The organism is Streptomyces sp. NPDC052064, from assembly GCF_055585925.1.
In genome coordinates, this window is the sequence record NZ_JBVJJE010000006.1 from 344,653 (window position 1) to 367,295 (window position 22,643).

Sequence of the window (22,643 nt, forward strand, 5' to 3'; positions counted from 1 at the left end):
ACATCATCGAGGGCTCCGGGTGCTCCGGGCAACGCCTGTGGACAACTCATTGCCCCAGGCAGGGCATGTCGTATCGTCGGGTGATGCCCGTCGACGAGCCGCGCCGGCGGCGCCGAAGGGGAGGAGCCCTCGTGACACAGCAGGTCCCGTCGACCGAGCCCGAGCTGGCCGGAGTGCGCAACTTCCGGGATGTGGGCGGACTGCCGACCGTGGACGGACGGCGGGTGCGGCAGGGGATGCTGTTCCGCAGCGGCCACCTCGCCCATGCGACCGGGGAGGACGCCGCCTTCCTGACCACCCTGGGCCTGCACACGATCTTCGACTTCCGCAACGCGGCCGACCAGAAGCTCGAAGGGCCCGACGTCGAGCTGCCGGGCGTGCGCAATGTGAACCTGCCGCTGAGCGACCCGGCCGACGGCGCCGAGTTCTGGCGGATGGTCCGCGACGGCGACCTGGACCAGCTGCGCGCGATCCTCTCGGACGGCAAGGCGGCGGACCGGATGATCGCCTCGTACCGCACGATCATCCGGCACCGCACGGCCGAGCACTCCCAGGTGCTGCGTGCGCTCGCCGAGGACAGCGTCCCCGCCCTGATGCACTGCGCGGCGGGCAAGGACCGCGCGGGCCTGTCCATCGCGGTGACGCTGCTCGCCCTGGGTGTCGAGCGCGAGGCGATCCTCGACGACTACCTGAAGTCCAACGCCAAGCACCGCCGCTACAAGGTGCACCGCAGCAGCTCCGCCGCCTCGGCCTACTCCCCCGAGGTCATGGAGCTGCTCAGCCCCCTGTTCGACGCGCGCGCCGAGTACCTGACGGCGGCCTTCGACACCATCGAGGAGACCTGGGGCGGCGTCGACGCCTATCTGGAGAAGGGGCTCGGGCTCACCCCGGAGACCCGGGAGCTGCTGCGCGAGCGACTGCTCGACTGAGGAACGCGGCTAGCGTGCCCCTGCCTCGAACAGGAAGTACACGAAAGCGGCGAAGACGTGCCCCACCACGAGGTAGATGAACAGCCGCACCCACAGGGCGCGGGGGAACTTCTCCTCCATGTCCTTCATGGCATGTCTCCAGGGGTGGGACCGAGGCACAGGGCGGCTGTGGGGCTCTGCAGGAGGGTGTGGACGAAGAGCAGCTCGACGCCGTCCGGGTCCTGGGCGGCGATCCGGTGCGGGGTCAGCGAGTCGAAGTGGGCGCTGTCGCCGGGCGCGAGCTGGTGCGTGGTGTCGCCGAGGCTCAGCCGCAGCCGTCCCCGGAGCACGTGGAGCCACTCCTCGCCGGGGTGGACGCGCACGATGTCGCCCTGAGAGCCATGGGGGACGTGGACGCGCAGGGCCTGCATCCCGCGCCCGGGGGCGCCGGCCTGCCAGTACGTCCAGCCCCCCGCCGCGGTCGGTTCCATGTCGGCGGCGCGGATGACGGCGTCCCGGTCGGCGACCGTCTCACCGAGCAGCTCGGAGACCGTCGTACCGTAGATGCGGGCGAGCGCGAGCAGCATCGGCAGGGAGGGCTGACGCTGCCCGGTCTCCAGCCGGGAGAGGTGGGCGGGCGACAGCCCGGCGGCGCGGGCCGCGGCTTCCAGGGTCAGGGAGGCCCGGCGCCGCAGTGCACGCAGCTGCGGTGCGACGGCTGGCAGCGCACCGGCCGCCTGGTCAGCCGACGGGGCAGCCCCGGAGGACCGCTCGGTCTCGGAGGAGCTCATGCCTCCATTCAGCCGGAGCCTTGCCCCCGCGGCAAATTCCTTGCCTCAGAGGCAAAACGCCTACCGGTTGGCCAGCGCCTGCTTGACCAGCGTCTTCCCGAAGTCCCAGACCAGCCCGCCGTCGTGCGCGTCGTCCATCACGGCCGTGAAGGCGTCGACGAACCGGTCCACCTCCCGCTCGCCGATGATCAGCGGTGGGATCAGCTTGATCACCTCCAGGTGGTCGCCGGAGACCTGGGTGAGGATCCGGTGCTTCCGGAGCAGCGGTACGACGACCATCTGGGCGAACAGTCCCTTGCGCGCGGCCTGGAGCATGGCCCAGCGGCTGCGCAGCTTCAGCGCCTTCGGCCGGCCGAACTCGATGCCGATCATCAGGCCCCGGCCGCGGACGTCGGCGAGCATCTCGTACTTGTCCGTCAGCGCCGCGAGCCGGGATCTGAGCCGTTCGCCGGTGGTGCGGACACCTGCGACGATCTGCTCGTTCTCCATCACCGCCAGCACCGCCAGGCCCGCCGCCATGGCCTGCGCGTTGGACCCGAAGCTCGCCGAGTGGACCAGCACCCGGTCCATCGACGAGTAGACCTTCTTGAAGATCCAGTCCTTGCCGAGCGTGGCGCCCACCGGCACATAGCCGCCGGAGAGCGCCTTGGCCACGCACACCAGGTCGGGCTCCACGCCGTCCTCGTGCTGGTAGCCGTAGAAGTCGCCGGTGCGGCCGAGGCCCGTCTGCACCTCGTCGGCGATGAGCAGCGCCTTGTGCCGGTGCAGCAGTTCCTGGGCGGCCCGCAGATAGCCGGGCGGGGCCTCCAGCACGCCCTTGCCCTGAATGGGCTCGACGATCAGGGCGGCGACGTCGCCCTTTCTCAGCTCCCTTTCCAGCGCGTCGAGATCGCCGAGCGGTACGGCCGTGTCGGGCAGCAGCGGGGCGAAGCCGTCGCGGAAGCCGGACTCCCCGTTCACGGAGAGAGAGCCGGTGGTCAGGCCGTGGAAGGCGTGCGCGCAGTACAGGATCCTGGGCCTGCCCGTGACGAACCGGGCGAACTTCAGCGCTCCCTCGACCGCCTCCGTGCCGCTGTTGCCGAAGAACACCCGGTCCAGGTGCGGGCTGTGCGCGAGCAGCTTCTCGGCCAGCAGGCCCGGGAGCGGCTGGCAGTCGAAGCGGGTGAGGTCGGCGAGGCCGGCGTCCAGGACGTCGTGCAGCGCCTTGCGCACCACGGGATGGTGACGGCCGAGCCCCATCACCCCGAACCCGGCGAGCATGTCCAGGTAGTCGTTGCCGTCCGCGTCGTAGAAGTAGGCGCCCTCGGCGCGCTCGTAGACCTTGTCGAAGCCGATGGTGTGCAGCATGCGCGGGAGCTGGTGGTTGAGGTACCGGGTGTGCAGCTCGTAGCGCTCGGCTCCGCGTTCGGCCAGCAGTCTGCCGAGGTCGAACGCCCCGGCCTGCGACGACTCCGACGCGGATTCGGCGGTTGTCATTCCTGTGGCTCCTTGGACAGCTCTTTCTTCACGGTCAGGCTCGCGCTGATCCGTCCGGCGATCTCGACGGGTGTCAGGCCGATGTCGGCGAGCACCTCGCCGCGCTTGGCGTGCGCGAGGAACTGCTCCGGGATCCCGAAGCGCCGTACGGGGACGTCGACTTCGGCATCGCCCAGGGCCAGCGCCACGGCCGAGCCGACCCCGGCGGCGCGGCTGTTGTCCTCGACGACGGCGACCAGGCGGTGCGCGGCGGCGAGGCCCGGGAGTTCCGGGTCGACGGGCTTGACCCAGCGGGGGTCGACGACGGTGCAGCCGATGCCGCGCCCTTCGAGCAGCTCGGCGGCCTGGAGGCAGACGGGCGCCATCACTCCCACGGCCACCAGGAGGACCTGCGGCTGTGAAGAACGGTGCAGCACGTCCAGTCCGCCCACCCGGTCGACCGCCGGGATCGACGGGCCGACGGACTCCTTCGGGAAGCGCAGCAGGGTCGGCGCGTCGTCGACGGCGACCGCCTCGCGCAGCTGGGCGCGCAGCTGGTCGGCGTCACGCGGCGCGGCGATCCTGAGGCCGGGGACGACCTGGAGGACGGACATGTCCCACATGCCGTTGTGGGAGGCCCCGTCGACGCCGGTGACCCCGGCCCGGTCCAGCACGAAGGTCGCCCCGCAGCGGTGCAGGGCCACGTCCATCAGGAGCTGGTCGAAGGCGCGGTTGAGGAAGGTGGCGTAGACGGCGACGACCGGGTGCAGGCCGCCCGTCGCCAGGCCCGCCGCGGACACGGCCGCGTGCTGCTCGGCGATTCCGACGTCCCACACCCGGTCCGGGAACCGTTCGGCGAACCTGCCCAGGCCGACCGGATGGAGCATGGCGGCGGTTATCGCGACCACGTCCTCCCGCTCCTCGCCGATCCTGACGATCTCGTCACCGAACACCGAGGTCCACGAGGGGCCGCCCGCCGACGAGAGCGGCTCGCAGGTCAGCGGGTCCATGACGCCGACGGTGTGGAAGTGGTCCTCCTCGTGGGCGAGGGCGGGTTCGTAGCCGCGTCCCTTCTCCGTGAGGCAGTGGACGAGGACCGGTCCGTGGAAGCGTTTCGCGCGCCGCAGTGCGGACTCCACGGCCCCGATGTCGTGCCCGTCGATCGGGCCCAGGTACTTCAGGCCCAGATCCTCGAACAGGCCCTGCGGGGCGAACGCGTCCTTGAAGCCCTTCTTCGCGCCGTGCAGGGCCTCGTAAAGGGTGGTGCCGACCAGGGGCGTGGCCTGGAGCACGTCCTTGCCCCAGGCGAGGACCCGCTCGTAGCCGTCGGTCGTGCGCAGGGTCGCTAGGTGGTTGGCGAGGCCGCCGATGGTCGGGGCGTAGGAGCGTTCGTTGTCGTTGACGACGATGATCAGCGGGCGGTTCTTGGCGGCCGCGATGTTGTTCAGCGCCTCCCAGGCCATGCCGCCGGTGAGCGCGCCGTCGCCGATGACCGCGACGACATGGCCCTTCTCCCCCTGCACCTGGCGAGCCTTGGCGAGCCCGTCGGCCCAGCCGAGTGCCGTGGAGGCGTGACTGTTCTCGATGACGTCGTGCTCTGACTCCTCACGCGAGGGGTAGCCGGACAGGCCGCCCTTGCCGCGCAGCTTGGAGAAGTCCTGGCGTCCGGTCAGGAGTTTGTGGACGTAGCTCTGGTGGCCGGTGTCCCACAGGATGCGGTCGACCGGCGACTCGAAGACCCGGTGCAGGGCGACGGTGAGCTCCACCACCCCCAGGTTGGGCCCCAGATGCCCCCCGGTCCTGGCGACCGCGTGCACCAGGAACTCCCTGATCTCGTCGGACAGTTCGCCGAGTTCCGCCTCGGACAGCGCCTTCAGGTCGCGTGGTCCCCGGATGGTCTCCAGAATCGTCACGATCGGGCCCCCTTCGGTTCCGTGCTGTTCAGCTCACGGTGACGGCCGGCTCCCCCGACCCCACGCCGTCCTGCTCCATCTGCTCGGCGAGCTTCATCGCCTCTTCGATCAGCGTCTCGACGATCTTCGACTCGGGGACGGTCTTGATGACCTCGCCCTTCACGAAGATCTGCCCCTTGCCGTTGCCGGAGGCCACCCCCAGATCGGCCTCCCGCGCCTCGCCGGGGCCGTTGACCACACACCCCATGACAGCGACCCGCAACGGCACTTCCATGCCCTCGAGTCCGGCCGTGACCTCGTCGGCGAGCTTGTAGACATCGACCTGGGCGCGACCGCAGGACGGGCAGGACACGATCTCCAGCCGGCGCTGCCGCAGCCCCAGCGACTCCAGGATCTGGATACCGACCTTGACCTCCTCGGCCGGCGGCGCCGACAGCGACACCCGGATGGTGTCGCCGATGCCCCGCGACAGCAGCGCGCCGAACGCCACCGCCGACTTGATCGTGCCCTGGAACGCCGGACCCGCCTCCGTCACCCCCAGGTGAAGCGGGTAGTCGCACCGCTCGGCGAGCTGCCGGTAGGCCTCGATCATCACGACCGGGTCGTTGTGCTTGACAGAGATCTTGATGTCCCGGAAGTCGTGCTCCTCGAAGAGGGACGCCTCCCACAGAGCGCTCTCCACGAGCGCTTCCGGGGTCGCCTTGCCGTACTTCTGGAGCAGCCGCTGGTCCAGCGACCCGGCGTTGACGCCGATCCGGATCGGGGTGCCGTGGTCCTTGGCGGCCTGCGCGATCTCCTTGACCCGGTCGTCGAACTGCTTGATGTTGCCGGGGTTGACGCGTACGGCGGCGCAGCCGGCCTCGATGGCCGCGAACACGTACTTCGGCTGGAAGTGGATGTCCGCGATCACCGGGATCTGCGACTTGCGCGCAATGGTCGCGAGCGAGTCCGCGTCGTCCTGCGTGGGGCAGGCGACACGGACGATCTGGCAGCCGGACGCGGTGAGTTCGGCGATCTGCTGCAAGGTGGCGCCGATGTCCGACGTACGGGTCGTCGTCATCGACTGCACCGACACCGGGGCCCCGCCCCCGACCTCCACCGGACCGACCTGGATCCGTCGCGAGACGCGCCGCTGCGCGATCGGCCGGACCGGTACCTCGGGTACGCCCAGCGGGATGGCGGTCATGGCGTCACTCCCGGTTTCCGGAGACCGTCTCACGCATGGCGCGCAGGGACTCCTTCAGCGATCCCATGGTGGCGAGGACGGCGGTGGGCTCGTAGCCGCAGTGCGCCATGCAGTTGGCGCAGCGCGGGTCCTTGCCGCGGCCGTACTTGTCCCAGTCGGTGTCCTCGACCAGCTCCCGGTACGTCGGCACATAGCCGTCGCTCATCAGGTAGCAGGGGCGCTGCCAGCCGAACAGCGAGTAGTTCGGGATCGCCCACGCCGTGCACGGGAAGTCGACCTTGCCCTCCAGGAAGTCCAGGAAGAGCGGGGAGTGGTTGAGCCGCCAGCGGCGCCGGTTGCCGCCCGCGAAGGCCTTCTTGAACAGCTCGCGGGTCTGCTCCACGCCCAGGAAGTGCTCCTGGTCGGGGGCCTTCTCGTAGGCGTACGCGGGCGAGATCATCATCTCGTCGACCCGGAGGTCGTCGTTGAGGAAGTTGAGCACCTCGATGATGGTCTGCGGGGTGTCGGTGTTGAAGAAGGTCGAGTTGGTGGTCACCCGGAAACCGCGCCGCTTGGCCTCCTTGATGGCCTCCACGGCCTCGTCGAACACGCCCTCCTTCGCCACCGACTCGTCGTGCCGCTCCCGCAGCCCGTCGATGTGCACCGCGAAGGCGAAGTAGGGGGACGGCCTGAACGCGTCCATCTTCTTACGCAGGAGCATGGCGTTGGTGCACAGGAAAACGTACTTCCGCTTGGCCACCAGCTGACGCACGATCTCGTCGATCTGCGGATGCATCAGCGGCTCGCCACCGGCGATGGACACCATCGGGGCACCGGACTCCAGCACCGCCCCCACGGCCTGGGCGACCGGCATCCGCTGTTTGAGCACCCCGGCCGGATGCTGGATCTTGCCGCACCCCTCGCATTTGAGGTTGCAGGCGAAGAGCGGCTCCAGCTCGACGATCAGGGGAAACTTGTCCCGCCGGCGGAGCTTCTGTTCAGCCAAGTACGTAGCGACCTTGATGGACTGTCGGAGCGGCATGGCCATCTGGCTCACCTCCTGGGGAGCAGCAAGGAACGGTGCCATTCGAAGAAAGCGGGAAGGACGGAACGAAGGACACGGAAAGCTGATATTCCACCGCGCACCGTGCCGATCCGGACGAGTTCATGTTCTGGAGCGTCCACGACCACCCGGACAGCCGCAACCGGGCGCTCGCCCGCGCGCACAGCGCTCAGAAGCGTGGCTGCCGACTCCATGTCGACCGCGATCGCGCCGATCGCGCGCAGATCGGACCGTTCATGACCGCGCACGACGTGGTCGGAGCCGGTGAGCGGCCCGGTGTGCACGGTCCGCCCGGGCACCGTGCGGGCGAGCTCCTTGACGAGCAGGTCGGTCCCGACGCAGGCGGTCGTCCCGCGCGGGTCGCGGGTCTCCTCGGCGACGACCAGGTCACCGGGGTGCATACCGGGCGCGAGCCCCGCGCAGAAGCCGGTGGCCAGGACGGCGGCGTCGCGCAGGGCCGGGTCGGCGAGCATCCGGGTGACGGACCGCTCGGCCGCCGCCGGCCCCATACCGGTCCGCAGCACGGTGACCGGGCCGCCGGCGCCGCCACGGTCCCCCGCGCGCAGGGCGAGCTGCTCGATGCCGAGCGCGCAGGCGATCAGCAGCGGGGCCGGAGCGGGCTGTGCGCTCATCAGCTGCCCTGGGCTTCGGCGAACGGCTTCCCGGTCTCTCCGCTCCCCTGGTGCCGGTCCGCGAAGGGCTCCCCGTGCAGGTACCGGCCGAGCGCGGTGAGCGGGAACACCTGCCGGTAGAGGTGGTAGTTGATCGAGAAGTCCCACGGGAAGCCCGTCCCCGTGAAGTACGGCTCGTCCCAGGAACCGTCCTCCCGCTGGGTGGCGGCGAGCCACTCGATGCCGCGTTCGACGGCCTTGGAGTCCCGCTCCCCCGCCGCGAGCAGCGCCATCAGGGCCCACGCCGTCTGGGATGCGGTCGAGGCGCCCCTGCCGCTCCACTCCTTGACGTTTTTGTAGGAGCGCAGGTCCTCTCCCCAGCCGCCTTCGTCGTTCTGGACCGACTCCAGCCAGGTCACGGCCCGGCGGATCGCCGGGTGCTCGGCGGGGACGCCCGCGGCCACCAGGGCGGGCACGACGGACCCGGTGCCGTAGACGTAGTTGACGCCCCAGCGCCCGAACCACGAGCCGTCGGGCTCCTGTTCGGCCAGCAGCCACTCGATGCCGCGCCGGGTGCGCGGGTGGTGGGCGAGGCCCTCCACCGCGAGCATCTCGACGACGTGCGCCGTGACGTCGGCGGAGGGCGGGTCGATGACCTCGCCGAAGTCGCAGAACGGCAGCCGGTTCGGGAACGGGCTGGTGTTGTCGACGTCGAAGGCCGCCCACGCGCCGTTCTTCGACTGCATGCCGAGGGTCCAGCGCACGCCGCGCCCGACGGCCTTGTCCACCCGTACCGGGTCGTGGTGGGTGATCCGGCGCAGCGCGAGGATCACCTCGGCCGTGTCGTCGATGTCGGGGTAGTTGTCGTTGTGGAACTCGAACGCCCAGCCGCCGGGCGGCAGTCCGGGCCTCTGCACCGACCAGTCACCGGGCCGGACGATCTCCTCGCCCAGCATCCAGTCCGCGGCCTTCACCAACTGCGGGTGGTCGGCGGGCAGTCCGGCGTCGACGAGCGCGATCGCGGCCAGGCAGGTGTCCCACACCGGCGACTGGCAGGCCTCGATCATCCGGGCCCCGTCCTCGCGCCACACGGCGAACCGGTCCAGCGAGGCGAGTCCCTCGCGCATCACGGGGTGCTGGAGGTCGTAACCGAGCAGGTGCAGGGCGATGATCGAGTACACGGCCGGGGGCTGGATGCCGCCCCAGCAGCCGTCGTTCTCCTGCCGCTCGATGATCCAGCGGGCGGCACTGTTCATCGCGGCTCTGCGCAGCCGACGCGGCGCGACCTTCCGCAGGGCGTGCAGGCCCTTGTCCATCCGCTGGAAGGCGCCGTCCCAACTGAACGCCGGGGCAAGGGGCTTGGCGGGGCTCGGGTGGGCCGGGTCGGTGTGCAGCTCGTCCAGCGGGAAGGGCGCGGGCCGTACCGGCCGCTTCGCGGAGACGATCGTCAGCGGGACGATGGTCTGCCGGGCCCAGCAGCCGAAGTCGTAGATGTTGAGCGGCACCCACTTCGGGAAGTAGATGAGCTCCGGAGGCAGTTCGGGCAGGTCTTCCCACTTCCACCAGCCGAACAGGGCCAGCCAGATCCGGGTGAAGACCCGGGCGGCGGCGATGCCGCCCTGCTCGCGGATCCAGGCGGAGGCCTTGGCCATGTGCGGTGCGCCGGGATCGTCGCCGGCCAGGCGGAGGGCGACGTAGGCCTCGATGGTGGCGGAGAGTTCGCCGGGGCCGCCGTAGAAAGTGGCCCAGGTGCCGTCCTCGCGCTGCTCGCCCCTGATGAAGAGCGCGGTGGCCTGCGTGGTCTTCTCGTCGCGGATACCCAGGAACTGACGGAGCAACAGGTCCTCGGCGTCCATCGTGACGTTGGTCTCGAGGTCACCCTTCCACCAGCCCTGGGCGTCCTGGCGGGAGAGCAGGAAGTCGGTGGCGCGCTGTGCGGCGCGTGCGGCGGCTTCCGGTGCCCCGGCTGCCGGGGGGGTGTCCGTGCTGTCGGTGTCGCTGGCCGCGGCGGCGCGGGGTGGCAGGGCCCCGGTGCTTCCGTCGGTCGTCGCTGTCATGGCTTCCCCTTCGTGCAGTGGTGCAAGGTGTGCAGCTGCTGTGGGTCCGCCGTCGGCCGGTGCTCCGTGGTGTCTCGCGGCACCGGCCGGCGACTACGCGAGGGCTATTCGACCGATAGTGATCATCTCTTTCGTACGACGACGAAGTCCGCGAGCGCCGTGAACTGCTCCCGCACCCGGTCGGGCATGTCGACGGCGTCGAGGGCTTCGATGGCGATGGTGTGCTGACGGCGTGCCTCGTCGGCGGTCCACTCGCGGCCGCCCGCCTCCTCGATGAGGGCGGCGCGGGCCGCGAACTCCTCCTCGGAGAAGTTCTCGACGTCGCTGCTCTTGGCGTCGGCGGCGAGGATCTCGCCGAGCCGCTCGGAGGCGGATCCACCCGCCGCGAGCGCGGCCACGACCGGCAGCGACTTCTTGCGCTGGCGCAGGTCGCTCCAGGTCTGCTTGCCGGTCGAGACCGGGTCGCCCCAGATGCCGAGGAGGTCGTCGACGGCCTGGAAGGCGAGGCCCAGGTGGTAGCCGTACTTCTCCAGCGTGTCGGCGGTGCGGTCGTCGGCGCCGCCGAGGACCGCACCGATGGAGCTGGCGCAGGCGAGCAGGGCGCCGGTCTTGTTGCCCTCCATCTCCAGGCACTCCTCGACGGTGACGCGGTCGCGGTGCTCGTAGGAGATGTCCTGGGCCTGACCGTCGATCAGGGCACGGGTGGCGGTGGTCAGGCGGCGGGTGGCGCGGCCGGCCTCGACGGTGCCGAGTTCGAGGAGCACCTCGTTGGCGAGGGCGAACAGGGCGTCGCCGACCAGGATGGCCTGGGCGGGGCCGTGCACCTTCCAGACCGTGTCGCGATGGCGGCGCTGTTCGTCGCCGTCCATCAGGTCGTCGTGGAGGAGGGAGAAGTTGTGGACGAGCTCCACGGCGACGGCGCCGGGGATGCCGGTCTCGGGCGCGGCTGACATGACCTCGGCGGACAGCACCGCGAGGGCGGGGCGCACGGCCTTGCCGCCGTCCCCCGCCGCGGGCCTGCCCTGGGCGTCGATCCATCCGAAGTGGTAGGCGGCAACAGTGTCCATGGGAGGTGCCAGGCGGTCGATGGCCGCCCGCAGTACCGGAGTGGCCAGGGTCCGGCCGCGCTCCAGGAGCGCGGTCACGTCCACCGCCTCGGCAGTCTGTGAGGCCGGGGGCACAGTGGGCACAGTCTCTCCTCTTGTTGCGGTACCGGGGGTGCGGGGGCCGTCTGCCGCGCTCCGTCCGAGCGTCACGCCGCCTCCTCGAACTCGAAGAGGTGGCGAGGGCGGGGCCGGCCCAGGGCGCCCAGCACGGCGTCCGCCGCGCTCACACCACTGCGGACCGCACTCTCCATGGTCGCGGGCCACCCGGTGGCGGTCCACGCTCCGGCCAGGTACAGGCCGGATGCCTTGGTGCGGGCGCCGGGCCTCAGGCGCCCGACTCCGGGGGTGGGAGCGAACGTCGCGGTGCGCTCCCGGGTGACGAAGAAGTCCTTCACTTCGGCGCCGCGGGTCAGCGGCAGCAGCCGCTCCAGCTCGGGCAGGTACCGCTCGCGCAGCACGGCCACGGGCTCGTCGATCTCGTCCTGGGCCGCCGACTGGGACAGGGCGAGGTACTGCCCCTCGCGCAGCCCGGACGCCTCGGTCCGGTCGAAGACCCACTGCACCGGGGTGCCGAGGGCGGTGAAGAACGGCCGGCCGAGCACCTTCCGGTCGTACACCACATGGACGTTGAGGATGGGCGCGGTGCCGATCTCCAGGAGCCGCTCGGGCGCGTCGAGGGCGCCCGCGGGCAGCAGGTCGTGCGCCTCGCGCTGCGGTACGGCGAGCACCACCGCGTCCGCCTGAATCGTCTCGCCGGGTACCTGGACGCTCCACCCGCCGTTCCCGTCGTGGGAGACGGAGGTGACGCGGGTGCGGACCTCGGTGCGGACGCCCGCGGAGTCGAGCGCCTTGCGGGCCAGCCGGTCGTGCAGGTCGCCGAGCGGGACACGCGCCCAGCCGATGTCGGCCGCGCCCGGGTCGGACAGCAGACCGGTCTTGAAGACCATCGCGGCGAGGCCCAGGGAGGAGTCGCCCGCGACCGCGTTGAGGGTGGCGACCCCGACCAGGTCCCACAGGGCCTCGACGGCGCGCTCCGACTGGCCGTGCGCGGCCAGCCAACTGCCGAAGTTCTGCGTGTCCAGGGCCGGATCGGCGAGGTCGAGCCCCTTGAGCGCGATCGCGGCCCGGCCCACCTTGGCGCGGTCGGCGAGCGACAGATGCGGATAGGTGGCGAGGCTGCGCCCCAGGTGCAGGGGCACGGGCAGCGCGTCGCGCCACAGCCTGCCGAGCCGCCGACCCGAGGGCCGTGCGACGTCCAGGACGGGCACGTCGAGCCGGTCCTGGAGCGGAGCCAGCGCCGCGCCCTCGATGCGGTCGAGGAACCAGCGGTAGGCGGTGCAGCAGCGCAGGTACACGTGCTGTCCGTTGTCGACGGTCAGCTCGCCGCGCTGGAAGGAGAAGGCCAGGCCGCCGAGTCTCGGCCTGCCCTCCAGCAGGGTGACGCGCACGCCGGCGTCGGCGAGCGCGAGCGCGGCGGTGACGCCGGCGAGCCCGCCGCCCACCACGACGGTGTGCCGCCCGTCCGCGACCGGTCCCCGGGATCCCGTGCCGTGGGTCATCGTGCACCCTCCCCTACGCGGCGGCGGTCCTGCTCGAACGGTGCGCGACCGACCGTCTCCGTCAGGGACGCCGTCCCACGCCGGAGGGTTGCCCGCCGCTTGTCTCCGACGGCGTGGCCGGGAGGGACGTCATGGCCGCGCCCGGCCGCCGGGGTCACCCGAGCGGGACCTCCCGGCCCGGCGCCGACGCCTGCGACGCACCTGCGGGCCACGGAGAGCACCGGGTCGGTCTCGTGGCGGGCCTGCGAGGCGTCGTGGCCGCGCCCGGCCGCCGGGGCCACGTGGGCGGAACCGTCCGGCCCAGCGCCGACGACCGCGGCGTGCCCCCGTCGACGATCCAGGGAAAACACCGGCTCGGTCTCATGGCGGGCCTGCGGGCCGCGCGGCGGGGCGCTCTTCGGCGCTGCCTGGCAGCGCAGGCCTGCGCCCGCGCGGCGGGCGTGAGTCTGGTGGCCGGTGGCATCGCCCTGGAGAGGTTCGTTCGTCACGCACGCCTCCTGACGGCCCGTCGGGTCACATGGCGGGCGTCGAGGCCGGACAGACCGCGCACGGCGACATAGGCCTTCTCCCGGCCGGGCAGGGAGACGCGGCCGCGCAGCACGGCCTCCGGGTCGCGCTCGATGCGGTCCAGGAGGCGGCGGTAGATGCCGGCCATGGCGGCGACACAGGCGCCGCTGCGCCGGTCGAGCATGGGGAGCAGCCGGTAGCCCTCGGCGAAAAGAGCGCGGGCCCGCCGCACTTCGAAGTGCACGAGGCCCGCGAAGTCGGAGCCCTCCGGTGGCCGCGGCCCGCTGAAGCCGGCCGAGCAGCCGAACTTGGCGAGGTCGTCGGCGGGCAGATAGGTGCGCCCGCCCACGGCGTCCTCGCGGACGTCCCTGAGGATGTTGGTGAGCTGGAGCGCGAGCCCCAGCGTGTCGGCGTACTCGGGCGCACGCTCGACGCCGCGCGCCCCCGGCTCGGTGCCGAACACACCGAGCGAGAGCCGCCCGATGGCCCCCGCCACACAGCGGCAGTAGACCTTCAGGTCGTCCCACGTCTCATAGGTCTCGCCGCGTACGTCCATCAGGACGCCGTCGATGAGCTCGTCCAGGCCGCCGAGCGGGATCGGGAAGTGCCCGGCGGCGTGCGTGAGGGCGACGGCGACCGGGTCGGTGTCGTCCTCCGCCACCTCGCCCTCGCGGATCCGGGTGAGCAGCGTCCGGGTCTCCTCCAGCCTGGCCACCTTGACGTCGTCGGCGAGCGCACCGTCACCGATGTCGTCGACCCGCCGCGAGAACGCGTACAGCGCCGACATCGCGCGGCGCTGGGGCGTCGGCAGCAGTCGGATGCCGTAGGCGAAGTTACGGGCCTGCCGCCCTGTGACGGTCTCGCAGTAGCTGTAGGCGGCGAGTACCGGCAGGGATGCGTGTGGTTCCGACTCCACGGTCCGGATCACCCCTCTCCTCGCAGAGTCACGCCCACCTCACGCAGCAACCGGACCTTGCCGGGCTTGGGCGGGCCGGGAAGTACGTCGTAATCGGCGGCGGCGATCGCGCGGACGGCCGCCCTTCCCCCCGCCACGAACCCTGCGAGCAGCAGCTTCAACCTGCCGTGGACGCTACCCACCAGGGGGGCGCCTTCATTCAGGAGATCCCGGGCCCTTTGCGCTTCGTACGCAATCAACGCACGGACCGACGCTCCGGCGGACTTCGTGGCGAGGTCCGCTTCCTGGACGTGAAAGCGTTTCATGTCGGCGGCGGGCAGGTAGATACGGTCGCGGCCGAGGTCCTCGGCCACGTCCTGGAGGTGCTCGACGATCTGGAGGGCCGTGCAGATCATGTCGGAGCGGCGGATCCGCTCGGGCGTCGAGGTGCCGGTGACGGCGAGGACGAGACGGCCGACGGGGTTGGCGGAGAGCTCGCAGTAGGCGAGGAGGTCCTCGTAGGTCTCGTACCGGCCGACCAGCTGGTCCTGGCGGTTGGCGGCGATCAGGCCGAGGAACGGCTCTGGGGTCAGCAAGCAGCGGCGCACGGTCGGCTGGAGGCGGCGCAGCAGGGGGTGACGCGGGGTCGAGTCGAAGACTCTGCGCAGGTCGGCCTCGAAGGCGTCCAGCAGGACCAGCCGGTCCTCGGCCTCCTGCGGGGAGACACCGAGCAGGCGTGCGTCGGCGCCACCGGGGGCCAGGTCGCCGTCGCCGATGTCATCGACGAGGCGGGCGAAGCCGTAGACGGCCATGAGATCGGTGCGCCAGGCCCGGGGCAAGAAGAAGGGAGCCACCGGGAAGTTCTCGCCCGCGGCCTTGTCGAGCGTGCCGCGCTCCGGATCGAGGGCGCGCGCCGTGCCGGTTCCCGTCACCGCCGGCTACCCGGCGCGAGGACGGCACGTGCTGCGTGGAGCTGGGGAGTTTCCGTAGCCATTGCCGTCACATCTCCCGTTCTACACTGCCGACCCAATACACACTATTTCGGACACGCCGCCCAGCCGTCCGCACGGCGGTGCGACGAGCGATGTCGCGCATTATCGACCTGATTGCCGTGTTTCGGGACCGGTACAGCTTACGTTGTACAACGCATGAGGGTTCGCCAGGGCGTCCCACACATCACGACAACACACCGATTGGCGCCAAGCTTCCTGAGAACGACCGGAGTTGACGTTTCTTTTGCGGACGCAGGGCCCCGCCGGAACAGTTCCGGCGGGGCCCTGGCCGGGCCGGGCTACTTGCCGGTGAACTTCTCGTACTCCTTGAGCACCTCGTCGGTCGGGCCGTCCATCCGCAGCTCACCGCGTTCCAGCCACAGGACGCGGTTGCAGGTGTCGCGGATCGACTTGTTGTTGTGACTGACCAGAAACACGGTGCCGGCTTCCTTGCGCAGCTCCCGGATGCGGTCCTCGGAACGCTTCTGGAACTTGCGGTCGCCGGTGGCCAGGGCCTCGTCGATCATCAGGACGTCGTGGTCCTTGGCCGCGGCGATGGAGAAGCGGAGACGGGCCGCCATGCCGGAGGAGTAGGTGCGCATGGGCAGGGTGATGAAGTCGCCCTTCTCGTTGATGCCGGAGAAGTCGACGATGTCCTGGTAGCGCTCCTTGATCTCCTCCCGGGACATGCCCATGGCGAGCCCGCCCAATATGACGTTCCGTTCGCCGGTGAGGTCGTTCATCAGGGCCGCGTTGACGCCGAGCAGCGAGGGCTGGCCGTCGGTGTAGACCTTGCCCTGCTCGGCGGGCAGCAGACCGGCGATGGCGCGCAGCAGGGTCGACTTGCCGGAGCCGTTGGAGCCGATCAGGCCGATGGCCTCGCCGCGGTAGGCGACGAAGGAGACACCGCGCACCGCGTGCACCTTGCGGACCCCGCGTTCCTCGCCGCGCTTCATGATGCGGCTCAGCGCGGCCGTGGCGCTGCCCTTGCCGGACTTGGCGCCGTTGACGCGGTAGACGATGTGCAGGTCGTCCGCGATGACGGTGGGGATCCGTTCGTCCTGCTTGTGCTCAGCCACGGCCGTACCTCTCCTCCGCCTTCCAGAAGTACACGAAGCCACCCAGGGCGAACAGCACGGCCCAGCCGCCCGCGGCCGCCCAGATGTGGTCGGGCAGGTACTTCTTCGAGTCGTAGTCGTCGATGAGGGCGAAGCGCATCAGGTCCATGTAGACCGCAGCCGGGTTCCACTGGAGGACGTTCGCGATCCAGTCCGGCTTGTCCTTGAGGAAGATCGGGATGGAGAACATCACACCGGACCCGTACATCCAGGTCCGCATCACGAACGGCATCAGCTGCGCGAGGTCCGGGGTCTTGGAGCCCGCCCGGGCCATGATCAGCGCGAGGCCGGTGTTGAAGCAGAACTGGAGGACGAGCACCGGCACGATCAGCAGCCAGGACAGGTCCGGGTAGTGGCCGAAGCCGACCGCGATGGCGAACAGCACGATCATCGAGAACAGCAGCTGCTGGAGCTGCTGGAGCGCGAAGGAGATCGGCAGCGAGGCACGCGGGAAGTGCAGGGCGCGGACCAGGCCGAGGTTGCCGGAGATCGCGCGCACTCCCGCCATCACCGAGCTCTGCGTGAAGGTGAACACGAAGACGCCCGTGACCAGGAACGGGATGTACACCTCACGGGACATGCCCCGGTCGGCCTCCAGGAGCAGGCCGAAGATGAAGAAGTACACGGCCGCGTTCAGCAGCGGTGTGGCCACCTGCCACAGCTGGCCGAGCTTGGCCTGGCTGTACTGGGCGGTCAGCTTCGCGCGGGAGAAGGCGAGGATGAAGTGCCGCCGGTCCCAGAGCTGACGGACGTACTCGATGAGGGACGGCCGGGCGCCGCTCACGCTCAGCCCGTGCTTGGCGGCGAGTTCCTTCGCCGTGAGGCCCTCGTCGGGCGCCGCGGGCGCGCTCACCGCGACCGGGGCGTCGTGCGTTGTCTCACTCACTAGTGGAAACTTTCGTCTTCGAGATGCGCGGCCTGTCCGGGCCGGTATGAGCCGGGGGCCAGGGTACGGCCCGAGAGCTCCCGGGTACTCCCGGGTACGAGCTTGTCAGATGACGGGGGGCCGGCCCAGTCGGGTCAGCCGCCACACCGTACGCCACTTCATGGGCCGGCGGCGTCCGCACGGGGTGGTCCAGCCCTCGCGGAATCCGCCGAACCAGGCCCGCAGGGCGGAGCGGGAGGGACGGCGCACGAGGGTGAGCAGCAGCCACACGCCGAGGTAGACGGGGACGAGGAGCGCGGGGAGGTTGCGGCGGGCCAGCCAGACGCGGTTGCGGGCGACCATGCGGTGGTAGACCGCGTGCCGCGAGGGTGCGGTCGTCGGGTGGTACAGCACCATGTCGGACCGGTAGTCGATCATCCAGCCCGCGTCGAGGGCCCGCCATGCCAGGTCGGTTTCCTCGTGGGCGTAGAAGAATTCGTCCGGGAGTCCGCCGACGTCGGCGAAGACCCGGGTGCGGACGGCGTTGGCGCCGCCGAGGAAGGTGGTGACCCGGGAGGAGCGCATCGGGTCGGCGGCGCGCAGCCGGGGGACGTGGCGGCGCTGGGTGACGCCGGTGTCCGGGTCGGCTATGCGGAAGCTGATGATGCCGAGCTTCGGGTCGGCCTCGAAGGCCTTCCGGCACAGCTGGGCGGTGTCGTGGCCGGCCAGCAGACCGTCGTCGTCGAGGAACAGCAGGATGTCGACGTCCCGGCCGGCGGGGCCGAACGCCTCGATGCCGACGTTGCGGCCGCCGGGGATGCCGAGGTTCTCGGGCAGCTCGATCGTGCGGACGCCCTCGGGGACGTCCGGGACGGGCGAGCCGTTGCCGACGACGACCACCTCGACGGGGTCGCCGTCCTGCTTGGCGACCGAGTCGAGCAGGGCGCGCAGTTCGTCGGGGCGGTTGCCCATGGTGATGATGACGGCGCCGACCTTCATGCCGCTCACTTCAGCCTGCTCGAAGCGAGGATGGACACGAGGTGCAGCAGTGTCTGCACCAGCGCGATGCCGGCCAGCACCGCGACGCCGAGCCGGGAGAAGAACAGGTCGCCGCGGACCTGGTCGGCGATCGCCAGGACCAGGATCAGCAGGGACGCCTCGATGCCCAGGATCAGGCGGTGGAACTTGAGCGCGGCGGCGGCCTTGCGGGCCAGCGCCATACCGGAGGAGCGCATCTCGGCGGCGGTCTCCTGGACCGGCGGCTTTCCGGCCTGGTGCCGGGCGACGCCGACGAGGTCGGTCTCGGCCTTGATCAGGATGGCGCCGAGGGCGGCCAGGGTGCCGAGGAAGGCCCACAGCCAGTCGATACGGCCGCTGCCCCACAGGTCGGCGGCGCGCAGGCCGAAGCCGACGAGCACCGCGGCATCGGTGAGGTAGGCGCCGACGCGGTCCAGGTAGACGCCGTTGAGGGAGTACTGCTTCTTCCAGCGCGCGATCTCGCCGTCAACGCAGTCCAGCAGGAGGTACATCTGGACCATGACGACGCCGAGGACGGCGCCCGGGATCCCCGGCACGAGAAGTGCCGGGGCCGCGAGCACACCGAAGACGGTCATCAGGTACGTGAGCTGGTTGGGCGTGACCCGGGTGTTCACCAGGTAACGGTCGACCCGCAGGGACACCTCACGCATGTAGAGGCGTCCCATCCAGTGCTCACCGCTGCGCCGGTCCTTCACCCCCGCGGGGTGAACGACGGGGCGGAGTTCAGCTACCGATGGCCTTGACATAGTCGGCGTAGGTGTCCTTGATCTGTTCGGTGTTCAGGTCGAGGTGTTCGAGGATGGTGTAGCGGCCGGGCCGGGTCTCCGGGGCGAACTCGACGACCTTGACGAACTCGTCCGTCGTGAAGCCGATCTCGTCCGGCAGCACGGGCAGTCCGTGCCGGCGCAGCACCTCGGCCATGTACGCCGACTCCTCGTGCGCCCCGCGCAGCCACATCGCGAAGGCCGCGCCGAGACCGCACTGCTCGCCATGGGCGGCGGCCCGCTTGGGGAACAGCAGGTCGAAGGCGTGGTTGATCTCGTGGCACGCCCCGGAGGACGGCCGCGAGTCCCCGGACACCGACATGGCGATGCCGCTGAGGACCAGCGCCTCGGCGAGCACCTGGAGGAAGTCGTTGTCCCCGATGCCGCCCGGGTGCCGCAGTACGGCCTCACCGGCCTGGCGGGCCATGGCCGCGGCGAGTCCGTCGATCCGCTCGCCCTTGACGCGGTTGGCCAGCTCCCAGTCGGCGATCGCCGAGATGTTGGAGACGGCGTCGCCGATGCCGGCGCGGACGAAGCGGACCGGGGCCTCGCGGATGACGTCCAGGTCGATGACGACCGCGATCGGGTTCGGCACGCCGTAGGAGCCGCGGCCCGCGTCGTTGTCGAGGGTGGCGACCGGCGAGCACAGGCCGTCGTGCGCGAGGTTCGTGGGCACGGCGACCAGGGGCAGGCCGACGCGTGCCGCGGCGAACTTGGCGCAGTCGATGATCTTGCCGCCGCCGAGGCCGACGACCGCGTCGTAGTGGCCGGCCTTTATGTCGCTCGCCAGCCGGACCGCGTCGTCGAGGGTGCCGCCGCCGACCTCGTACCAGGTGGCGCCGGGCATGCCGGGCGAGATGCGCTCGCGCAGCCTGGCGCCGGAGCCGCCGCTGACCGCGACGGCGAGGCGGCCGGAGTGCGAGATGCGCTCGTCGGCGAGGACGCACGCCAGGTCGTCGAGGGCACCCGGGCGGATGTCCACGACCAGCGGCGAGGGGATGAGCCGGGTCAGTACTGGCATGCGATCTCCCGTCCACGGGCGAGATCGTCGTGGTTGTCGATCTCCACCCACTTGACGTCGCCGATCGGCGCCACGTCGATACGGAAGCCGCGGTTCACCAGCTCCTGGTAGCCGTGCTCGTAGAACTGCTGCGGGTCGGTCTCCCACACGGTCTTGAGCGCGTCGGCCAGCTCGGGGGCCGCGTCGCCCTCGATGAGGGTGACGCCGATGTACTCGCCGGTGGCCTCGGCGGGGTCCATCAGCTTGGTGATCTTCGTCATGCCCTTCGCGGGGTCGACGACGACCTTCATCTCCTCGTCGGCCAGGTCCTTCACCGTGTCCAGGGCGAGGATGATCTTCTTGCCGTCGCCGCGGGCGGCGAGCAGCGTCTTCTCGACGGAGACCGGGTGGACGGTGTCGCCGTTGGCGAGGATCACACCGTCCTTGAGTGCGTCACGCCCGCACCACAGGGAGTAGGCGTTGTTCCACTCCTCGGCCTTGTCGTTGTCGATGAGGGTGAGCTTGAGGCCGTACTTCTGTTCCAGCGCTTCCTTGCGCGCGTACACGGCTTCCTTGCGGTAGCCGACGATGATCCCGACCTCGGTGAGGCCGACCTCGGCGAAGTTGGCGAGGGTCAGATCGAGAACCGTCGGTTCGCCCTCTATGCCCGCGGGCCCCACCGGCACCAGCGCCTTGGGAAGGCTGTCGGTGTAGGGGCGCAGACGCCGTCCGGCGCCGGCCGCCAGCACGAGGCCGATCATGCGGGTTCTCCTTCATCGTGTACGGCGGGCGCCCCTGCGGACACCCAGAAGCGGATGCTCTCGACGAGCACCACCAGGGCCACGGCCACGGCGAGAGCCGTGAGCGCGACCGTGAACTGCGAAGCGGTGAGCAGCGCGGCGAGGACGGTGACGAGCAGCGTCCGTCCCTCGTGCCCCCCGATGGAACGCACCAGCCAGGCCGGGGGCGCTCCGGCGTTGCCGCGGATGCGGTACACCGTGTCGTAGTGATGGTAGGCGACCGCGGCCACCAGCCCGAAAGCCGCAGGAAGGGCTCCGTTCACGTCCGCCTTGGCCGCCAGGACGAGCACGGTGCCGTACTCGGCGGCGCGGAGGAACGGGGGAACCAGCCAGTCGAGGGCGCCCTTGAGGGGGCGGGCGACGGCGACGCCGGAGGTGAGGGCGTACGCGAGGGCGGCGACCAGCGGCCAGGGCCCGCCGAAGCCGGTCAGTGCGGCCGTGAGGACGACGGCGAGGCCACCGAGGAGGGCGACGGCGGGAGCGGTGAAGCCCGGCAGCCCGCGTGCGGCCTTCTTGAACGCCTCCGCGAAGCCCTGTGCGAGCGGGCCGCTGTCCGCGAGGTCGGCGAGCGCCCCGGCCGCCCGGTCGGTCCGCCTCGCCTTGCGGGTCAGGGAGCGCAGCACGCGGCCCGCCGTGGTGTAGGTCGCCGCGAAGGCGCAGCCGATGAGCAGCGCGTAGAAGGTGATGCGGGGAGTGGTGGCCGCCGTGAGCACGGCGATCATCGCCCAGCGCTCGCCGATGGGCAGGACGATCATGCGGCGCACCCAGACCGTCCAGCCGACGCTGTCGAGTTTGTCGGAGAGGGCGGCGGTGGGGCTGGTGTTGGCGGTGGCGTCGTGGTTGGCCTCGTTGAAGGAGAAGTCCACGACGTGCCGGCAGGTCTGCAGGACCATGGCGCCGAGGGCGAGGGACCAGACGTCGTCTCCGCCGCGGGCGGCGCCGAGGGCGAGGCCGGCATAGTAGGCGTACTCCTTGGCCCGGTCGAAGGTGGCGTCGAGCCAGGCGCCGAGCGTGGAGTACTGGAGGGAGTAGCGGGCGAGCTGGCCGTCGGTGCAGTCCAGCACGAAGGACGCGATCAGCAGGACGCCGGCCGCGACGAAGCCGCCGCGGGTGCCGGTGGCCGCGCAGGCCGCCGCTATGAGGGCGGTGAGCAGCGAGGCGGTGGTGACCTGGTTCGGGGTCAGGCCGCGGCGGGCGCACCAGCGGGCGATGTAGCGGGAGTACGGGCTGATGCAGTAGGTGGTGAAGAAGCCGTCCCGGGACTTCACGGCCGACTTCAGGCGTACGGCCTCGTCATCTACGGCCGTCACCGCCTGCCGCGCCTCGTTGCGGGCCTGCGGGTCTGCCGGAACGGTGGCGACGAGGCTGCCCAGTTCGGGGCGGTGCACGTCGGCGCCGTCGGCGTCCAGGGCGGTGAGGATGCGGTCGGCGAGGCTGTCGACGAGGGTGGTGCCGGCACCCGCGGAGTTCTCGCGGGCCATCGCCCGGGTCAGGGCCTGACGGCCGGCCGGCTGTGCGGTGACGGCGCCCGGGATCGCGGCGAGCGGGAAGCGGGGGTCGGTGAGACCGAGGCGCAGCGCGTGCACGTGCCCCACGAACCGGGCGTCGACCAGGGCGACCCGCTCCTCGCCCGGCACTCCGGCGAGCAGGGTCTCGGTCTCGGCGGCGTCGGCCGCCACCCGCACGTCGAAGCCGAGGGACCGCAGATCGTCCTCGATCGACGATCCGGGGACCGGCTGACCGGTGAGGATGGCGGTCGACAACCGAATTCACTCCCTGGGGACCGACGCGTCCGCGCCAGTGCTGTACATGGTGGGGGCGCCCGCGCCGGGGTGGCTCCCGGGCGGCATGTCGGCAGAGGCTATCGGATGCCGGGAAGGCCACGTTCACCGCCTGTTCGGCAGATCGATCAACGTGGTTCGCCCAGGCCTTTGCCGCGATCATCATCGTGGATCCGGGGCCCGCCCCACAAACCGCGCCACCCAGACCGGACATCGGGGACATCACACAGGGGGCGGCCCCCGGCCGCATAGGGT

The 22,643-nt window shown here is 70.9% G+C and carries 21 protein-coding genes; 1 reads left to right on the forward strand and 20 read right to left on the reverse strand.

What is annotated here, in order from left to right; all coding sequences use genetic code 11:
* Nucleotides 1–131: 131 nt before the first annotated feature.
* The gene (locus ACZ6TU_RS18695; RefSeq protein WP_467670676.1) at nucleotides 132–929 is read left to right on the forward strand and encodes a tyrosine-protein phosphatase; all 798 of its coding nucleotides are present in this window, start codon (nucleotides 132–134) and stop codon (nucleotides 927–929) included.
* Nucleotides 930–938: 9 nt separating this feature from the next.
* Here ACZ6TU_RS18695 and ACZ6TU_RS18700 read toward each other — a convergent pair whose 3' ends face one another.
* The 20 genes from ACZ6TU_RS18700 to ACZ6TU_RS18795 form a co-directional block, all read right to left on the reverse strand.
* Nucleotides 939–1,058, reverse strand: coding sequence for a DUF6126 family protein (locus ACZ6TU_RS18700; protein WP_351407790.1), 120 nt, complete (start codon nucleotides 1,056–1,058; stop codon nucleotides 939–941).
* Nucleotides 1,055–1,699, reverse strand: a complete 645-nt coding sequence (locus tag ACZ6TU_RS18705) for a helix-turn-helix domain-containing protein (RefSeq protein ID WP_467670674.1) — start codon at nucleotides 1,697–1,699, stop codon at nucleotides 1,055–1,057. Before ACZ6TU_RS18705 ends, ACZ6TU_RS18700 begins: the two co-directional genes overlap by 4 nt.
* Nucleotides 1,700–1,759: 60 nt before the next feature.
* Nucleotides 1,760–3,175, reverse strand: a complete 1,416-nt coding sequence (locus ACZ6TU_RS18710) for an aspartate aminotransferase family protein (RefSeq protein WP_467670672.1) — start codon at nucleotides 3,173–3,175, stop codon at nucleotides 1,760–1,762.
* Nucleotides 3,172–5,067 (reverse strand): 1-deoxy-D-xylulose-5-phosphate synthase, encoded by a 1,896-nt coding sequence (gene dxs / locus ACZ6TU_RS18715; protein ID WP_467670670.1) that lies wholly within the window; start codon nucleotides 5,065–5,067, stop codon nucleotides 3,172–3,174. The genes ACZ6TU_RS18710 and dxs overlap by 4 nt, the downstream gene beginning before the upstream one ends.
* 28 nt (nucleotides 5,068–5,095) lie before the next feature.
* Nucleotides 5,096–6,253 carry a flavodoxin-dependent (E)-4-hydroxy-3-methylbut-2-enyl-diphosphate synthase gene (gene ispG, locus ACZ6TU_RS18720; protein WP_469549634.1) on the reverse strand — a complete coding sequence of 386 codons (1,158 nt, stop codon included), beginning with the start codon at nucleotides 6,251–6,253 and terminating at the stop codon, nucleotides 5,096–5,098.
* A gap of 4 nt (nucleotides 6,254–6,257) precedes the next feature.
* Nucleotides 6,258–7,280 (reverse strand): adenosyl-hopene transferase HpnH, encoded by a 1,023-nt coding sequence (gene hpnH / locus ACZ6TU_RS18725; RefSeq protein WP_467670666.1) that lies wholly within the window; start codon nucleotides 7,278–7,280, stop codon nucleotides 6,258–6,260.
* A 5-nt stretch (nucleotides 7,281–7,285) separates the two neighbouring features.
* Nucleotides 7,286–7,927 (reverse strand): phosphorylase family protein, encoded by a 642-nt coding sequence (locus tag ACZ6TU_RS18730; RefSeq protein ID WP_467670664.1) that lies wholly within the window; start codon nucleotides 7,925–7,927, stop codon nucleotides 7,286–7,288.
* Nucleotides 7,927–9,963, reverse strand: a complete 2,037-nt coding sequence (gene shc, locus ACZ6TU_RS18735; protein WP_469549639.1) for a squalene--hopene cyclase — start codon at nucleotides 9,961–9,963, stop codon at nucleotides 7,927–7,929. The genes ACZ6TU_RS18730 and shc overlap by 1 nt, the downstream gene beginning before the upstream one ends.
* A 122-nt stretch (nucleotides 9,964–10,085) precedes the next feature.
* Nucleotides 10,086–11,219, reverse strand: a complete 1,134-nt coding sequence (locus ACZ6TU_RS18740) for a polyprenyl synthetase family protein (protein ID WP_467670660.1) — start codon at nucleotides 11,217–11,219, stop codon at nucleotides 10,086–10,088.
* Complete coding sequence (gene hpnE, locus ACZ6TU_RS18745; RefSeq protein WP_469549642.1) at nucleotides 11,216–12,628, reverse strand: hydroxysqualene dehydroxylase HpnE; 1,413 nt, start codon at nucleotides 12,626–12,628, stop codon at nucleotides 11,216–11,218. Before hpnE ends, ACZ6TU_RS18740 begins: the two co-directional genes overlap by 4 nt.
* Complete coding sequence (locus ACZ6TU_RS18750; RefSeq protein WP_467670656.1) at nucleotides 12,625–13,116, reverse strand: DUF6380 family protein; 492 nt, start codon at nucleotides 13,114–13,116, stop codon at nucleotides 12,625–12,627. Before ACZ6TU_RS18750 ends, hpnE begins: the two co-directional genes overlap by 4 nt.
* Nucleotides 13,113–14,063 (reverse strand): presqualene diphosphate synthase HpnD, encoded by a 951-nt coding sequence (gene hpnD, locus ACZ6TU_RS18755; RefSeq protein WP_467670654.1) that lies wholly within the window; start codon nucleotides 14,061–14,063, stop codon nucleotides 13,113–13,115. Before hpnD ends, ACZ6TU_RS18750 begins: the two co-directional genes overlap by 4 nt.
* On the reverse strand, nucleotides 14,060–14,962 hold the full coding sequence (gene hpnC / locus ACZ6TU_RS18760; RefSeq protein ID WP_467670652.1) for a squalene synthase HpnC: 903 nt from the start codon (nucleotides 14,960–14,962) through the stop codon (nucleotides 14,060–14,062). The genes hpnD and hpnC overlap by 4 nt, the downstream gene beginning before the upstream one ends.
* Before the next feature lie 359 nt (nucleotides 14,963–15,321).
* On the reverse strand, nucleotides 15,322–16,101 hold the full coding sequence (locus ACZ6TU_RS18765; protein ID WP_467670650.1) for an ABC transporter ATP-binding protein: 780 nt from the start codon (nucleotides 16,099–16,101) through the stop codon (nucleotides 15,322–15,324).
* Nucleotides 16,094–17,026: an ABC transporter permease gene (locus tag ACZ6TU_RS18770; protein WP_467670648.1), complete on the reverse strand. Its 933-nt coding sequence runs from the start codon at nucleotides 17,024–17,026 to the stop codon at nucleotides 16,094–16,096. The genes ACZ6TU_RS18765 and ACZ6TU_RS18770 overlap by 8 nt, the downstream gene beginning before the upstream one ends.
* Nucleotides 17,027–17,131: 105 nt before the next feature.
* The gene (locus tag ACZ6TU_RS18775) at nucleotides 17,132–18,004 is read right to left on the reverse strand and encodes a glycosyltransferase family 2 protein (protein WP_467671476.1); all 873 of its coding nucleotides are present in this window, start codon (nucleotides 18,002–18,004) and stop codon (nucleotides 17,132–17,134) included.
* A gap of 5 nt (nucleotides 18,005–18,009) precedes the next feature.
* Nucleotides 18,010–18,789: a CDP-alcohol phosphatidyltransferase family protein gene (locus ACZ6TU_RS18780; protein ID WP_086600148.1), complete on the reverse strand. Its 780-nt coding sequence runs from the start codon at nucleotides 18,787–18,789 to the stop codon at nucleotides 18,010–18,012.
* Nucleotides 18,767–19,828: an iron-containing alcohol dehydrogenase family protein gene (locus ACZ6TU_RS18785; RefSeq protein WP_467670646.1), complete on the reverse strand. Its 1,062-nt coding sequence runs from the start codon at nucleotides 19,826–19,828 to the stop codon at nucleotides 18,767–18,769. Before ACZ6TU_RS18785 ends, ACZ6TU_RS18780 begins: the two co-directional genes overlap by 23 nt.
* Nucleotides 19,816–20,568: a phosphocholine cytidylyltransferase family protein gene (locus tag ACZ6TU_RS18790; protein WP_467670644.1), complete on the reverse strand. Its 753-nt coding sequence runs from the start codon at nucleotides 20,566–20,568 to the stop codon at nucleotides 19,816–19,818. The genes ACZ6TU_RS18785 and ACZ6TU_RS18790 overlap by 13 nt, the downstream gene beginning before the upstream one ends.
* Nucleotides 20,565–22,370, reverse strand: a complete 1,806-nt coding sequence (locus ACZ6TU_RS18795) for a DUF5941 domain-containing protein (RefSeq protein WP_469549650.1) — start codon at nucleotides 22,368–22,370, stop codon at nucleotides 20,565–20,567. The genes ACZ6TU_RS18790 and ACZ6TU_RS18795 overlap by 4 nt, the downstream gene beginning before the upstream one ends.
* Between the last annotated feature and the right edge of the window lie 273 nt (nucleotides 22,371–22,643).